Here is a 14,713-nt window from a genome sequence, read left to right on the forward strand (position 1 = left end):
GGATGACTCGTCGACTGAAACCATCCGTCGCGCTTGTCCGGCTATGGCTTCTCGCTTGTGCCTGGACGGTCGCCCTCGACGCGAGCGCAGGCCCGGAACTCCCGCGCTACGACGCAGCGGACAGGTTGCCCATGCCGCTCATGTCGGGCGCGGGGGCGCTGTTTCGTCCGTTTCGTTATGAGCCGGTGCTTGTCAGCCTGGCCGACGCGACCGAGCCCAAACGGGTGGAACCCTCGTCCGCCGCCTCGATTGCCGTCGTCTATCCCGATCTTGGCGAGCCTTACAGAAGCGTCTTCGCCCAGATCATCGAGGGCATCGAGGACGCGGCGGGAGCGCCGGTGCGGCAGTATGCGATCGGTCCCAATGTCGACCCGTCGGAACTGCGTGCGCAGCTCAAGCGCAATGGCGTCAAGGTCGCCATCACGCTGGGGCGCCAGGGTTTGAAGGTCATGTCAGGACTGGACAAGGATATTGCGGTGGTCGCCGGCGGGGTGTTGTCGGTCCCCGAAGCCGACAGCCGGAACCTGCTCGCGATCAGCCTGACGCCCGATCCCGCGTTGTTGTTTTCGCGCCTCAAAAACTTGCTGCCAGGTATGCGGCGGGTGATTGTTATATACAATCCTCAGCAGAACGAGTGGCTTATCCGGCTGGCACGCGAGGCGGCCAAGGTACACGGCCTGGAGCTGGTGACCTACGAGGCGCGTGATCTGTCTTCGGCGGCAAGGATGTACGAAACTGCCTTTGCCGGTATCGACGGCAGGCGCGATGCGATCTGGCTGCCGCAAGACGGTACGACGGTGGATGAGGGCGCAGTCCTGCCCATGATCCTCAAGGAATCGTGGAACCGCAACGTGCCGGTGTTCTCCAGCAGCTTTTTGCATGTCAAGAAGGGTGTTCTGTTCGCGCTATATCCGAACAACGTCGAAATGGGCCGTACGTTGGCCAACTCAGCTTTTGGTGTCCTGTCCGGCGACCCGCGCAAGCGCGGCGTGCTGCCTCTCCGCGAAGTGAATACGGCGGTCAATGTTCGTACCGCCAGCCACATCGGCCTGAACATCGGCTACCAGCAGCAGCGCAGTTTCGACTACATCTTTCCGGAGCCATGATGTTTCGATCGACAAGCGACTCTTCAATTCAATACCGTGTGGCCAAGGCCGCACATTCAATGTAGTTCCTGCCGCATGCTTCGCAATTATCTTCGCAAAACCCGTTTCCGCCGTCAGCTGACGATCACTGTCAGCACAGCCATCCTAGGACTCGCTCTGTTCTCATCCCTGATGAACTCATGGGAGGCAAGCCGACGGATGGAAGGCTACCTGGTGGAGCAGGGCGTGCGCATCGCGGAAAATCTCGCCCGGCAGAGTGTGCTCGCCCTGCTTTACCACTCCGGCGACAACGTACGCGAAGGCGTCGCGACGACGCTTGCCTTTCCGGACGTGCTGCATGTCGAGCTGCGCAACGCCACGCAACAGGTGCTGCTGTCCGAAGCCAAGGCGGGCGCGAATGTCACGCCGCGGCCGCCGGAAATCGCCCGCACTCCGGTCTCCCAGGCAATGCTGGTGTCGCAGTCCAGCGATCAATGGCGATTCAGTGCGCCCGTCTACGGCGGGCAGTCCGATCCGTCGCCATTCGATGTGCAGGAGCGGCAGCCGCAACTCCTTGGTTATGTGGAAGTCGTGATCGGCAAGGGTACGTTGCATCGCCTTGTCGCTTCCCTGTTGTTCGGTAACCTTGCAATCACGCTGTCGTTTGCGGCGATGCTGCTGGCGGTGATGCGCCTGCTGGCGCATCACATGGTGCAGCCGCTGAACGCATTGTCGCAATTGATGGGGCGTGCGGAATCGGGCGAATCCGGCATGCGCGCGACACCGGAAGGTCCGCGCGACATCGTCGAGATGGCGCATGCGTTCAACAAGATGATGGCGGTGCTGGAAGAACGCGAGGCCGAGCTGAAGCAATCCCGCGACGAGGCGCTGCGCACTGCCTTGACGAAGGCGCAGTTCGCCGCAACCGTAAGCCATGAAGTGCGCACGCCCCTGAATGGCATCGTCGGCATGCTCGACATGCTGAAGGAAATGCGGCTCACCAAGCGCCAGCAGGAATGCGTGGATGTGGCATGGAATTCGTCGCGTGCACTGATCGAACTGATCAACGACATCCTCGATTTCTCCAAGATCGAAGCCGGCAAGCTGGAACTGGAAAAAGTCGATTTCGACCTGCGCAAGCTGGTCGAGGAGGTGATCGAGCTGCTGGCCAAGCAAGTGCAGCAGAAGGGCATCGAGATCGGATACCTGTTGGCGCCCGGCGTACCGGACCGCGTCAACGGCGATGCCCTGCGTCTGCGACAGGTGTTGCTCAACCTGATCGGCAATGCGGTCAAGTTCACCGAGCGGGGCGAGGTGGCGATACGCATCGCGAGCATCGGCGACGGCGACAACCTGATGCTGCGCTTCGAAGTGAGCGATACCGGCATCGGCATGGACGACAACGCGGTGCAGAATATCTTCCAGTCCTTCGTTCAGGCCGACCGTAACACCACGCGCAAATACGGCGGTACCGGACTCGGACTGGCGATCTCCAAGCAACTCGTCGAACTCATGGACGGCCGCATCGGTGTCGACAGCGAACGCGGGAAAGGCAGCAGCTTCTGGTTCACCATCGCCTGCAGCCCGGGCAAGGTGGCGCCGACGGATGTGGAGGATCATGCCTTTCTCGGCATGCGCGTGCTGATCGTGGAAGAAAGCGAGATCGTGCGTGATTTCCTTGAAGAGAACCTGGCCAACCGCGGCATGCGCTGCCATGCGGTTCACAATGGCCGCGAAGCGCTGGCCGAAATGGGACGTGCCGAGCGCATCGGCGCGCCGTATGAGCTGATCATTGCCGATATCAACGCCAGCGATGAGCGCGGTGCCGACCTGGCGCGCCGCATACGGGCGGACGCCGGCGTATCGCCGCCGCGCTTGTTGATACTGGACCGGTATCATCCCTCGGTCGATGCCGCGCCGCTCAACGGCGAAGCGCATCTCGGCAAGCCGTTGCGGCTCGGCAGGCTGCTGGAAACCATCCGCCGCCTCATGTCGGGCGGCAACGATGGCGAGTCTTGCGTAACGCCGCAGATCGGCCACATCGCGCCGACCACGACGGAGTACCGCGTGCTTGTGGTGGAAGACAATCGCACCAACCAGATGGTGGCGGCGGGGATGCTGGCAATGAACGGCTGTCATTGCGAATTTGCCGCCAATGGCCGGGAAGCGATGGAGGCGGTTCGGCGCGGACGCTTCGATCTCGTCCTGATGGATTGCAACATGCCGGAAATGGACGGTTATGAAGCCACTGCCCATATCCGCAATTTCGAGGAACCTCTCGGCAGGCGCACGCCGATCGTGGCGATGACCGCCAACACGCAGCAGGGCGACCTGGAAAAATGCCTTTCCTCCGGCATGGATGACTATCTCGCCAAGCCGATCACCCTGGTCGAACTGCGGCACAAGCTGGAACGCTGGCTTCCCCGTCGCGGCGCGGCGCGCGCGGATTTGCCTGAACTGGATTTCGCCGAAACCGACGCCAGTCCGCTTGACCAGGCGGTGTTCGAAAAACTGCGGGAAATACTCGGGCCGTCGCTCCAGCAGTCCATCAGCCCCTTCCTGGAAGACACGCCTTCCTACCTCGACAAGCTGGACCAGGCGGTCGAGGCGGCGGACGCCGATACCGCGCGCGCAATGGCACACTCGATCAAGGGAAGCGCCGGCAATCTGGGCGCAACCGCATTGGCGCAGATCGCCAAGGAAATCGAGGAACTCGCGCTCGAGCAGCGCGTGGTGGAGATCCGGCCGCTGCTGGGCCGTTTGCGCCAAGCGTACAACGCGGTGGCCGTCGTGCTGGGTACGGAAGTCTATATCGAGGGCCGGCTGAGTGCGCGCCAGGACGATGAGGCGCCGCAGGTGCTGGTGGTGGATGACGACCGCAGCACGCGCAACTCGTTGCGCCACACTTTGCAGCGCGACGGATTCCGGGTCGAGGAAGCGGCCGACGGCGCGCAGGCACTGCAAATGCTCAAGCGCCTGCATCCGGACGTCATCCTGATGGATGCGGTCATGCCGGTAATGGACGGCTTCACCGCCTGCTCACGCGTGCAGGAACTGCCGCATGGCCGGGCGATCCCGGTCTTGATGATCACGGCGCTGGAAGACAACGTGTCGGTGGAGCGGGCGTTCGCCGCCGGCGCCAGCGACTACATTCCAAAGCCGATCCATTTCGCCGTGCTGTCGCAGCGTGTCCGCCGCATCATCGATGCCAACCAGGCGGAGAAACGCATCCGGCACCTGGCGTACAACGACTCGCTGACCGGTCTTCCGAATCGTTCCCTGTTCATCGATCAGCTCGGACACCGCATCGAACATGCTCGGCAGGCCGGCGAATCGGTCGCGTTGCTGTTCCTCGATCTCGACCGCTTCAAGAATGTCAACGACACGCTCGGACACGATGTCGGCGATCGTCTGCTGGTGGCGGTGGCGCAGCGCCTGCGCCGCAGCGTGCGCAATGCCGATTGCGTTGCCCGCCTCGGCGGTGATGAATTCACCGTGGTCCTGACCGATGTCGTCGGCCCGAATGCGGCGGTGGCCGCAGCCCAGAACATTTGCCGCGCACTCGGTACGCCATTCCAGATCGACGGTAACGATATTTTCGTGACCGCCAGCGTCGGCATCTCGCTGTATCCGCATGATGGTGCCGATGTCGGCACGCTGCTCAAGCATGCGGATACCGCGATGTACCGCGCCAAGAAAAATCACAGCGGCTTCCAGTTTTTCGAAGCGTCGATGGAGCAATCGATCTCCGACCACGTGCAACTGGAAAACGACTTGCGGCGCGCCCTCGACCGCAAGGAATTCGAAGTGTTTTACCAGCCGCAGGCTCGCGTGAGCGACGGGCGCCTGGTCGGCATGGAAGCGCTGGTGCGCTGGAAGCATCCGGTGCGCGGCATGGTGTCGCCGGCCGATTTCATCCCGCTGGCCGAAGAGACCGGCCTGATTACCCGCCTTGGAGAATGGGTGCTGCGCACTGCCTGCGCGCAGTTGCAGAAATGGATCGAGGCCGGCATGCCGCCCATACGCGTTGCGGTAAATCTATCGGTCAAGCAACTGCTGCAGAAAGATTTCACCGCCACGGTGGAACAGGCGCTGGCGGACACCGGCTTGCCGCCGGACTTGCTGGAACTGGAAATCACCGAAAGCACCCTGATGGAAAACGCGCAGGACACGCTGCAGGCATTGCATCGCCTGCGGGGCCTCGGCCTGCGGTTGTCGATCGATGATTTCGGTACCGGGTATTCGTCGCTGTCCTACCTGAAGCGTTTTCCGGTCGACATCATCAAGATCGACCGTTCCTTTGTCAGGGATGTTTCGCACGATGCCGATGATGCATCGATAGTCACCGGCATCATCGCGCTCGCACACAGCTTGCGGCTGGAAGTGGTGGCGGAAGGCGTGGAAACCGAGGCGCAGCTGCAGTTCCTGCGGCAGCAATCCTGCGACATATTGCAGGGCTACCTGCTAAGCCAGCCGGTGCCCGCGGAGCAGTTCGTGCGGTACGCGATGTCGAAGCTGCATATCTGATCGCCAAACAACAATGCGGCCGGCCATGTCGACATGGCCGGCCGCATTGTTCGGGTGCTTCCGTTATTTGGTCTTGAAACGCGGCAGCCTGTTCCACCATTTGAACGCCGCCTTGGTATTGGCCTTGAGCGAATAGTCGAAGGTGGCGACCTGTTCATCCATCGCTTCCCGCAATACGCTCAAAGGGTCCGCGGGCTCCAGCTTCAGGTAGGCATCGGCTTCGCCATGCTCCCGGTGGATCTTCATGCCCGCCTTCCTCGCGATATGCATCATCGTCTGGTTCGACGACAGGCAATGCATGTAGAGCGTATCGACATCTTCATTGCGGCAGTGGATGGCCGCTCGCTCGAACAGCTTCGAGCCCACGCCCAGGCCGCGCGCGGACGCGGAGACCGACACGCCGAACTCGGCAACGCGTTCCTTGAGGGTTGCGCTACTCATGACCGGAAATGCTTCGCGTGGCGCGAAGGCGAGATGGCCGACGCCCAGCAGCGCAAGATTGTTGTCGTATACGCCAAACACGGCATCACGCGTAAAGTCCAGTCGCTGCACATAACGGGTAATCAATTCGTCCGGAAGGACGGAGCCAAAACGCAACAGGCGGTCATTTTCGTCGAGTGCCAGAAAATGCATCAGCATGCGCCGCCGGTCGCGTTCGGATAACTCCTTTACGCGCACGACAGGCTTGTCGCCACCATGCTGCTGCTTTGCACTAACAAGATTTGTTTCGGATGACATAGTGTACAAATTGGTCGGGTTCATGCGGCCTCAGCAGGTATCGCGTATTTGTTGCAACGCACAAAGGCATTGTAGGCGATGTAAAAAATCCTGTCGGGTTCGTAGTCCTTAAATGCCACCGTTTTGCGACAACTCAATGGCTGTGCATGCAAATTGCCGCGCAGCGTGTTACGTAATACCCACAATTGTCCCGCATGTGACAAAGAGCGAACAATGCGCCAGCCTTCTTCGTTATTCAAAGGAAACTTGCCATGATCCGCTTTCTGTCCTGCATCATGCTGTTTGTATTATTCAATGCTTCGACATCCGAAGCGCTCGCCGAAGATGGAGTAACCGTCGACACGATCCTGATTGGCCAAACTGTCGGTGTGACAGGAACCGTCGCCGCGCCGGTGAAGGAAATGAATGAAGGCGCGGAAGCCTATTTCGCGCTGGTCAACAAGCAGGGCGGTGTGCACGGACGCAAGATCAAGCTGCTGACTCTCGACGACAAGTTCGATCCCGCACTGACGTTGGCGAACGCGGAAACGCTGATCAGGAAAGAGCGTGTGTTCGCATTGTTCCAGGGACGCGGCACGCCGCATACGCAGGGCTTGCTGCCGCTGCTGGCGGAGAACAATGTTCCGCTCGTGGCACCCAGCACGGGCGCGACGGTATTCCACGAACCGATCAGCCGCCAGTTGTTCAACATCCGCGCCAAGTACCATGATGAAATCGGCAAGGTGATCGAGCACCTCACGACAACCGGCGTGAAAAAGATCAGCCTGCTGCATGTTGACGATGCGTTCGGAAAAGACGGGCTGGAAGGATTCAACAAAGCGATGGCGGCGCACAAACTCGCGCCGGTCGCTATTTCGAAGTTTGCGCGCGTCAACCCGGACTATGCGGCAACCGCGACGGAAGTCATCTCTGCACAGCCGGGCGCCCTGCTCATCATCAGTTCCGCGAAAAATACCGTCGAAGTGATCAAGGCGATTCGTGCACAGGGCGGGCGGATGCAAATACTGACGCTATCCAATAATTCGTCGCAAGCCTTCGTGAAGGATCTCGGCCCGGCGGGACAGGGCGTGATCGTGACGCAGACGACACCGGCGCCTCACATGCTGTCGACCCGGCTGGGACAGGAATTCAATGCAGCGGCAAAAGCGACCGGTGCGACGATCTCCTATCCGTCGATGGAAGGTTTCGTCAACGCGAAGGTTCTCGTCGAAGCATTGCGCCGCGCAGGCAAGAATCCTACCCGTGAAAGTTTTATCAAGGCCATGGAATCGATGCAGCGCGTCGACTTCGGTGGCCTGATGGTGACCTACGGTCCGGATGATCACACCGGCAGCGAGTATGTGGAACTGACGATGATAGGCAAGGACGGGCGGTTTGTCCGCTGACGTTGCGGCATCGACTATGCTGCTTACAGCAGTGGCAAGGCGGTCGTATCCTTGAGACGCTGCAGGGCAAAGCTGGATTTCACATCCAGTACCGCCGGATGGCGCAGCAGCGTCTCCATCATGAAGCGCGAGAAATGTTCCATGTCCTCCACATGGACCCGTAGCAGATAGTCCATTTCGCCGGTCATTGCATAACAGGCCACGACTTCCGGCCAGTTGGCCACGGATGCCGCAAAGCCGGCGCGCGGCGAGCGGGAGCCGGCCGCCGGCGCATCGCTGTGCTTTTCAAGCCGGACATTGATATACGCCAGCAATCCCAGGCCGATCTTGTCCGGATCAAGAAGCGCCACGTACTGGCGGATGATGCCGCTCTCTTCCAAGTTCTTGATGCGTCGCAGGCAGGGCGACGGCGACAAATTAACCCGCTCGGCCACTTCCTGGTTCGTCAGGCGGCCATCGGCTTGCAGTATCGAAAGAATCTTGCGGTCGGTCTTGTCGATCTCTATCTTTGGCATAATTTGCTCACAATAAAAAATAAAGAGCAATATTATTGCGCAGAATGCTTGAATGAAGCCAAAATTCGCAATTTTATACTTCAATGACTTGTCTATACTGAAATCGATATCAACCTTTTCAGCCGGGCCGTATCGCGACCAGCCGACGTGCCCAAACAGGAGACAGACATGGATTTCCAACCCTGGGAAAACCCGATGGGCACTGATGGATTCGAGTTCATCGAATATGCGGCACCCGACCCCAAAGCACTCGGCGCGCTGTTCGAGCAAATGGGCTTCACGGCCATTGCCCGGCATCGTCACAAGGATGTGACGCTCTACCGCCAAGGCGGCATCAACTTCATCATCAACGCGGAACAGGATTCCTTCGCTCAACGTTTTGCACGCAAGCATGGCCCGTCCATTTGTGCCATCGCTTTCCGCGTCAAGGACGCGGCCGCAGCCTACAAGCGGGCGCTGGAACTCGGCGCATGGGGTTTCGACAACAAGACCGGTCCGATGGAATTAAACATTCCCGCCATCAAGGGCATCGGCGATTCGCTGATTTATTTCGTCGATCGCTGGCGCGGCAAGAACGGCACGTCGGGCGGCATCGGCGACATCAGCATCTATGACGTCGACTTCGTTGCGATTCCCGGTGCGCAAGCCGATCCCGTCGGACACGGCCTTACCTATATCGATCACCTCACGCACAATGTCCACCGCGGCCGCATGAAGGAATGGGCGGAGTTTTACGAGCACCTGTTCAACTTCCGCGAAGTCCGCTACTTCGACATCGAAGGCAAACTCACCGGCCTGAAGTCGAAAGCCATGACCTCTCCCTGCGGCAAGATCCGCATTCCGATCAATGAATCGTCGGATGACAAGTCGCAGATCGCCGAATACCTGGACGAGTACCACGGCGAGGGCATCCAGCATATCGCGCTCGGTACCGATAATATCTACGCCACCGTCGAGGGCATGAAAAACGCCAAGGTAGTGTTCCAGGACACGATCGAAACCTATTACGACCTGGTCGACAAGCGATTGCCGGATCATGGCGAGCGGCTGGAAGACTTGAAGCGCCTGCGCATTCTGATCGACGGCAACAGCAATTCCTCCACGCGCGAACTGCTGCTGCAAATCTTCACCCAGACCGTCATCGGCCCGATCTTCTTCGAGATCATCCAGCGCAAGGGCGATCAGGGCTTCGGCGAGGGCAACTTCCGCGCCTTGTTCGAGTCGATCGAACTGGATCAGATCCGGCGCGGTGTATTGAAGGACGAAGACGTTTCGGCCTGACACAACACAGGCATCTCGTCCTCTCGCCGGATCGTCCGGCAGGGGAGAGATGCCATACGGAGACAGAGTATGAACACCACAGTAGACCAGGCCGATTTCTTTAAGACAATGGAAGACAAGTCCGACGGCGGCAAGCTGCGCGGCGATTATTCGCAGGCCGATGAGCGGTATGTCGTTGCGCAGGACTGGAACGCCTACACGCCGGAGCAGCATGCGTTGTGGCGGCGGTTGTATCAACGCCAGGCGCGCCTTCTGCCCGGCCGCGCCTGCGATGTGTTCATCGACAGCCTGGCGAAGATGGATGCCGCCGACGGGATTCCGCAGTTCGACCGGACGACGGACGCGTTGTACAAGGCCACCGGATGGCAACTGGTTGCCGTGCCCGGCCTGGTGCCCGACCTGACCTTCTTCGAGCACCTGGCGAACCGGCGCTTTCCGGTCACCGTCTGGCTGCGGGAGCCGCATGAATTCGACTACATCGTCGAGCCGGACGCATTCCACGATTTCTTCGGCCACGTGCCGCTGCTGTTCAATCCGATTTTTGCCGACCATCTGCAGGAATACGGCAAGGGCGGACTGAAGGCGCTGAAGCTGGATGGCCTGAGCTATCTTGCCCGGCTTTACTGGTACACGATTGAATTTGGATTGATGCAAAGTCCACAAGGCTTGCGGGTGTACGGCGCCGGCATTTTGTCTTCGGGCGCGGAGATCGAGCATTGCCTGACCAGCCCGGCGCCACGCCGCATCGCCTTCGACGTGGAGCGCGTCATGCGCACCCAGTACAAGATCGATTCGTTCCAGGAAACCTATTTCGTCATCCGCGACTTCGAGCAGCTTTTCAACGACACCGCGCCGGACTTCACGCCGCTGTACGCAAAACTGAAAACCCTGGCGCCGTTGCCCGCCGACAGTCTGCTTGCGGGGGAAACGGACATCGGCCCGAACCGGCCGGACGCATCGATTGCTTAACTGGTAATGCGGTTGCGGATCAGGGCGCGCATCTCGTCCAGCGTGACCTTGCCGTCGTGGTTGGTATCGATGTAATTGAAATATTCGACGGTGCGGCCCATGTTCGCTTCGCCCGCTTCCGTCCTGGTAAGTGCGCCGTCGCCATCCCGGTCGGCATTATGGAAGAGTTCACTGAATTTCGGCACGTACTTCAACGGCTTGATGTCGTGCTTTGGTTCGGAAGGCGCCTGCGCAATCGCAATGCCGCCCGCGAGCAAAATGCTCATGAGCGTGAACGAAATGGTGAATTGCATACTTGCTCCGCTTGCTTCGGTGAACGACCGACTGTAGGAAATAGTTCCGGCTTGCACCAGTGCAGTTACGGCTTGTTACACCGCATGAATCCTGCGTTTGTGCTGCACCGTGCATTGAGTGCAAGGTGCGCTTGTGCTAATGTGCAGCATGTCAAAACAATAAACGACGCGCCCACAAGGCATGTCAGTTTGACAGCGAAATCATCGCATCCAAAGACACAATTTTTGGCCTGGAGACTCAATGAACGCACCACTTTCCACCGGACAGCGTCCGCTGCTGGATGATATTTCCCTAGACGACAAATTCACCCTGGAACGCGGCCGTGCGTTCATCACCGGCACCCAGGCGCTCATCCGCCTGCCGATGATGCAGAGGCAGCGCGATGTCCTTGACGGCCTCAACACCGGCGGCTTCATCACCGGCTATCGCGGGTCACCGCTCGGCAATGTCGACATGACCGCGATGAAGGCGAAGAAGCATCTCGAGGCGCATCACGTCAAGTTCCATCCAGGCATAAACGAAGATCTCGCCGCGACGAGCGTCTGGGGCACCCAGCAGGTCAACCTCTTCCCGGATGCCAAATACGACGGCGTGTTCTCGATGTGGTACGGCAAGGGGCCGGGCGTGGACCGCTGCGGCGACGTCTTCAAGCATGCCAACATGGCCGGCACCGCCAGGCATGGCGGCGTGCTGGTGCTGGCCGGCGACGACCATGCGGCGAAGTCCTCGACCACCGCGCATCAGAGCGAACACATCCTGAAGGCCTGCGGCATCCCGGTGCTGTATCCCTCCTCCGTGCAGGAGTATCTCGACTACGGCCTGCATGGCTGGGCGATGAGCCGTTACACCGGTTTGTGGGTGGCGATGAAATGCGTGACCGACATCGTCGAATCCGGCGCCTCGGTGGATCTCGACCCGGAGCGGGTACAGATCATCACGCCGGCGGACTTCGAACTCCCGCCGGGCGGCCTGAACATTCGCTATCCCGATACCGTGCTCGACCAGGAAGCGCGGATGAATCATTACAAGTGGTATGCGGCGCTTGCCTATGCGCGGGTGAACAAGCTCAACCGCATCGTGTGGGACAGCCCGCATGCGCGCATGGGCATCATCACCGCCGGCAAGTCCTACCTCGATACGCGCCAGGCGCTGGCCGACCTGGGCATCGACGAGCATGTGGCGCGCGATATCGGCATCCGCCTGTACAAGGTCGGCATGACTTGGCCGCTCGAAGCGGAAGGCGTGCGTGAATTCGCGCAGGGTCTCGAGGAAATCCTGGTGGTGGAGGAAAAGCGCCAGATCCTCGAATACCAGTTGAAGGAAGAGCTCTATAACTGGCGCGACGATGTGCGCCCGCGCGTGGTGGGCAAGTTCGACGATACCGGCGAATGGAGCGGCGACCATCGGGAAGGCCACGGCAACTGGCTGCTGCCGGCGACGTATGAATTGAACCCGGCGCAGATCGCGCGGGCGATTGCCGCGCGTATCTCGAAGTATTTCTCCGGCCATCCGATCGAACAGCGGATCAGGGAGCGCATCGCCTATCTCGAGGCGAAGGAAGCCGTGCTGAAGGTCGGCAGCAAACCGGATCCGACCAAGGACCGCATTCCGCATTTCTGTTCCGGCTGTCCCCACAATACATCGACGAAAGTGCCGGAAGGCAGCAGGGCGCTGGCCGGAATCGGCTGCCACTACATGGTGCTGTGGATGGACCGCAGCACGTCTACCTTCACCCACATGGGCGCGGAGGGCGTCACCTGGGTCGGTCACGCGCCGTTCACCAATGAAAAGCATGTCTTCGCCAATCTCGGCGACGGCACCTATTTCCACTCCGGCCTGCTGGCGATCCGCGCCGCGGTGTCGGCCAAGGTCAACATGACCTACAAGATCCTGTACAACGATGCGGTCGCGATGACCGGCGGCCAGATGGTCGACGGCCCGCTCGATCCGGCGATGATTTCGCGCCAGATCGCGGCGGAAGGGGTGCAGCCGATCGTGGTGGTGACCGACGATCCGGACAAGTATCCGGCCGGCGTGAACTGGGCGCCGGGCGTCACCATCCGCCATCGCGACGAACTCGACGCCGTGCAGAAGGAAATGCGCGAGATCACCGGCGTATCGGCCATCATCTACGACCAGACCTGCGCCTCCGAAAAGCGTCGCCGCAGGAAGCGCAACGAATACCCTGACCCGGCCAAGCGGGCGGTGATCAATGAAGCGGTCTGCGAGGGCTGCGGCGACTGCAGCGTGCAGTCGAACTGCCTGTCGGTCGAGCCGATGGAAACCGAATTCGGCCGCAAGCGGCAGATCAACCAGTCGTCGTGCAACAAGGATTTCTCCTGTGTGAAAGGATTCTGCCCGAGCTTCGTCACTGTCGAAGGCGGTCAGCTGAAGAAGCCGAAGAAAGCCGCCGTCAGCGACAATGCCGGCGCGAAGAAACTGCCCATCCTGCAGGGCAGCAACCTGCCGCAGCCGGTGCTGCCGTCGACGCAGCAGCCGTTCGGCATCCTGGTCACCGGCATCGGCGGCACCGGCGTCGTCACGGTCGGCCAGATCCTGGCGATGGCCGCGCACGCGGAAGGCAAGGGCTGTTCAGTGCTGGACATGAGCGGCCTCGCACAAAAAGGCGGGCCGGTGATGTCGCATGTGCGCCTGGCCGATCACCCTGAAGACATTCACTCCACCCGTGTCGGCACCGGCGCGGCGGACCTCGTGATCGGCTGCGACGTCATTGTTACCGCCAGCCGAGATGCGCTGTCCCGCATGGGCGAGGGACGCACCCATGCCGCCGTCAACGGCACCGGCACGCCGACCGCCGCCTTCGTCAAGAACCCGGACTGGAAGTATCCGGGCGCGGCGGCGGAAGCGGACATCCGCAATGCCTGCGGTGCCGAGCGGGTCGATTTCATCGACGCCGGCAAGGTGGCCACCGCGCTGATGGGCGACAACATCGCCACCAACATGTTCATGCTCGGCTATGTGTGGCAAAAAGGCTGGGTGCCGCTGTCGGAAGCGGCCATCATGAAGGCGATCGAGCTCAACGGCGTCTCGGTGGAGTTCAACAAGCAGTCGTTCATCTGGGGACGCACTGCTGCGCACGACTGGGATGCGGTGGAGCGGCTGGCGAAGCAGAACGATACCGCCGCCCAGGTCATCGAGTTCAAGCGCACGCCGACGCTCGACGATGTGATCGCACGCCGCGTGGAGTACCTCACCGCTTATCAGAATGCCGGCTATGCGCAGCAATACCGCGCGCTGGTCGAGGAGGTCAGCGCGAAGGAGTCCGCCTTGACGGGCTCGCAGAAGGGACTGCGCCTGACCGAAGCGGTAGCGCATTACTACTTCAAGCTGATGGCGTACAAGGATGAATATGAAGTGGCGCGCCTGCATGCCGACACCGCGTTCAAGGCGAAAATCGACGGCATGTTCGAAGGCGACTACAAGATCAAGTTTCATCTCGCGCCGCCCTTGCTGGCCAAGCGCGACGCCGACGGGCATCTCGTCAAGCGGGAGTTCGGCCCATGGATGATGGGCGCCTTTTCCACGCTGGCGAAGCTCAAGTTCCTGCGTGGCACGCCGCTCGATATCTTCGGCTACACGGCGGAACGGAAGACCGAGCGGGCGCTGATCAGGCAGTATCGTGACACCGTTGCCGGATTGCTGTCGCGCCTGAATGCCGGCAATCTTCCGCAAGCGGTCGCCATCGCCAGCATCCCGGCCGATATCCGCGGCTTCGGGCATGTAAAGGAGAGGCATCTGAAGGCGGCGAAGGAGAAGGAGCAGGCCTTGCTCAAGGAGTTCGGCATGAGTTCAGGCACCACGGTGGATGCGGCACAGCATGCGGCCTGAGCGCTGATCCGTTGCCGGTTTTGACAGGCAATGCAAAAGGCGGGGTTGAATGAACAACCCCGCCTTTTTT

At 60.6% G+C, this 14,713-nt stretch carries 10 protein-coding genes; 6 read left to right on the forward strand and 4 right to left on the reverse strand.

Annotation, left to right across the window (positions count from 1 at the left end):
• Positions 1–2: 2 nt before the first annotated feature.
• Together V7080_RS00400 and V7080_RS00405 are read left to right on the forward strand one after the other, a co-directional pair.
• Complete coding sequence (locus V7080_RS00400) at positions 3–1,106, forward strand: ABC transporter substrate-binding protein (RefSeq protein ID WP_334186414.1); 1,104 nt, start codon at positions 3–5, stop codon at positions 1,104–1,106.
• 171 nt (positions 1,107–1,277) lie between these two features.
• Positions 1,278–5,612, forward strand: coding sequence for an EAL domain-containing protein (locus tag V7080_RS00405; protein ID WP_334186415.1), 4,335 nt, complete (start codon positions 1,278–1,280; stop codon positions 5,610–5,612).
• A 63-nt stretch (positions 5,613–5,675) separates the two neighbouring features.
• Here the strand turns inward: V7080_RS00405 and V7080_RS00410 are convergent, their stop codons facing one another.
• A complete protein-coding gene (locus tag V7080_RS00410; RefSeq protein ID WP_334186416.1) occupies positions 5,676–6,350 on the reverse strand; it encodes a GNAT family N-acetyltransferase in 675 nt (224 codons plus the stop codon).
• Between the two features lie 20 nt (positions 6,351–6,370).
• Positions 6,371–6,589: a hypothetical protein gene (locus tag V7080_RS00415; RefSeq protein WP_334186417.1), complete on the reverse strand. Its 219-nt coding sequence runs from the start codon at positions 6,587–6,589 to the stop codon at positions 6,371–6,373.
• A gap of 12 nt (positions 6,590–6,601) precedes the next feature.
• Here V7080_RS00415 and V7080_RS00420 point away from each other — a divergent pair, with 12 nt between their 5' ends.
• The gene (locus tag V7080_RS00420) at positions 6,602–7,735 is read left to right on the forward strand and encodes an ABC transporter substrate-binding protein (RefSeq protein ID WP_334186418.1); all 1,134 of its coding nucleotides are present in this window, start codon (positions 6,602–6,604) and stop codon (positions 7,733–7,735) included.
• A 23-nt stretch (positions 7,736–7,758) separates the two neighbouring features.
• On the opposite strand, the gene V7080_RS00425 is transcribed toward V7080_RS00420, so the two are convergent.
• Positions 7,759–8,250, reverse strand: coding sequence for an Lrp/AsnC family transcriptional regulator (locus V7080_RS00425; RefSeq protein ID WP_334186419.1), 492 nt, complete (start codon positions 8,248–8,250; stop codon positions 7,759–7,761).
• Between the two features lie 168 nt (positions 8,251–8,418).
• On the opposite strand from V7080_RS00425, the gene hppD reads away from it, so the two are divergent.
• Both hppD and phhA read left to right on the forward strand, forming a co-directional pair.
• Positions 8,419–9,531 carry a 4-hydroxyphenylpyruvate dioxygenase gene (gene hppD / locus V7080_RS00430; RefSeq protein ID WP_334186420.1) on the forward strand — a complete coding sequence of 371 codons (1,113 nt, stop codon included), beginning with the start codon at positions 8,419–8,421 and terminating at the stop codon, positions 9,529–9,531.
• A gap of 69 nt (positions 9,532–9,600) precedes the next feature.
• Complete coding sequence (gene phhA, locus V7080_RS00435) at positions 9,601–10,500, forward strand: phenylalanine 4-monooxygenase (RefSeq protein ID WP_334186421.1); 900 nt, start codon at positions 9,601–9,603, stop codon at positions 10,498–10,500.
• Here phhA and V7080_RS00440 read toward each other — a convergent pair.
• Complete coding sequence (locus V7080_RS00440; protein ID WP_334186422.1) at positions 10,497–10,793, reverse strand: EF-hand domain-containing protein; 297 nt, start codon at positions 10,791–10,793, stop codon at positions 10,497–10,499. The two genes, phhA and V7080_RS00440, sit on opposite strands and share 4 nt — an antisense overlap.
• Before the next feature lie 241 nt (positions 10,794–11,034).
• Here V7080_RS00440 and V7080_RS00445 point away from each other — a divergent pair, with 241 nt between their 5' ends.
• Positions 11,035–14,643, forward strand: a complete 3,609-nt coding sequence (locus tag V7080_RS00445; protein ID WP_334186423.1) for an indolepyruvate ferredoxin oxidoreductase family protein — start codon at positions 11,035–11,037, stop codon at positions 14,641–14,643.
• Positions 14,644–14,713 lie beyond the last annotated feature (70 nt).

Origin of the sequence: Noviherbaspirillum sp. (assembly GCF_036846085.1) — a bacterium.
GTDB lineage: Bacteria > Pseudomonadota > Gammaproteobacteria > Burkholderiales > Burkholderiaceae_D > Noviherbaspirillum.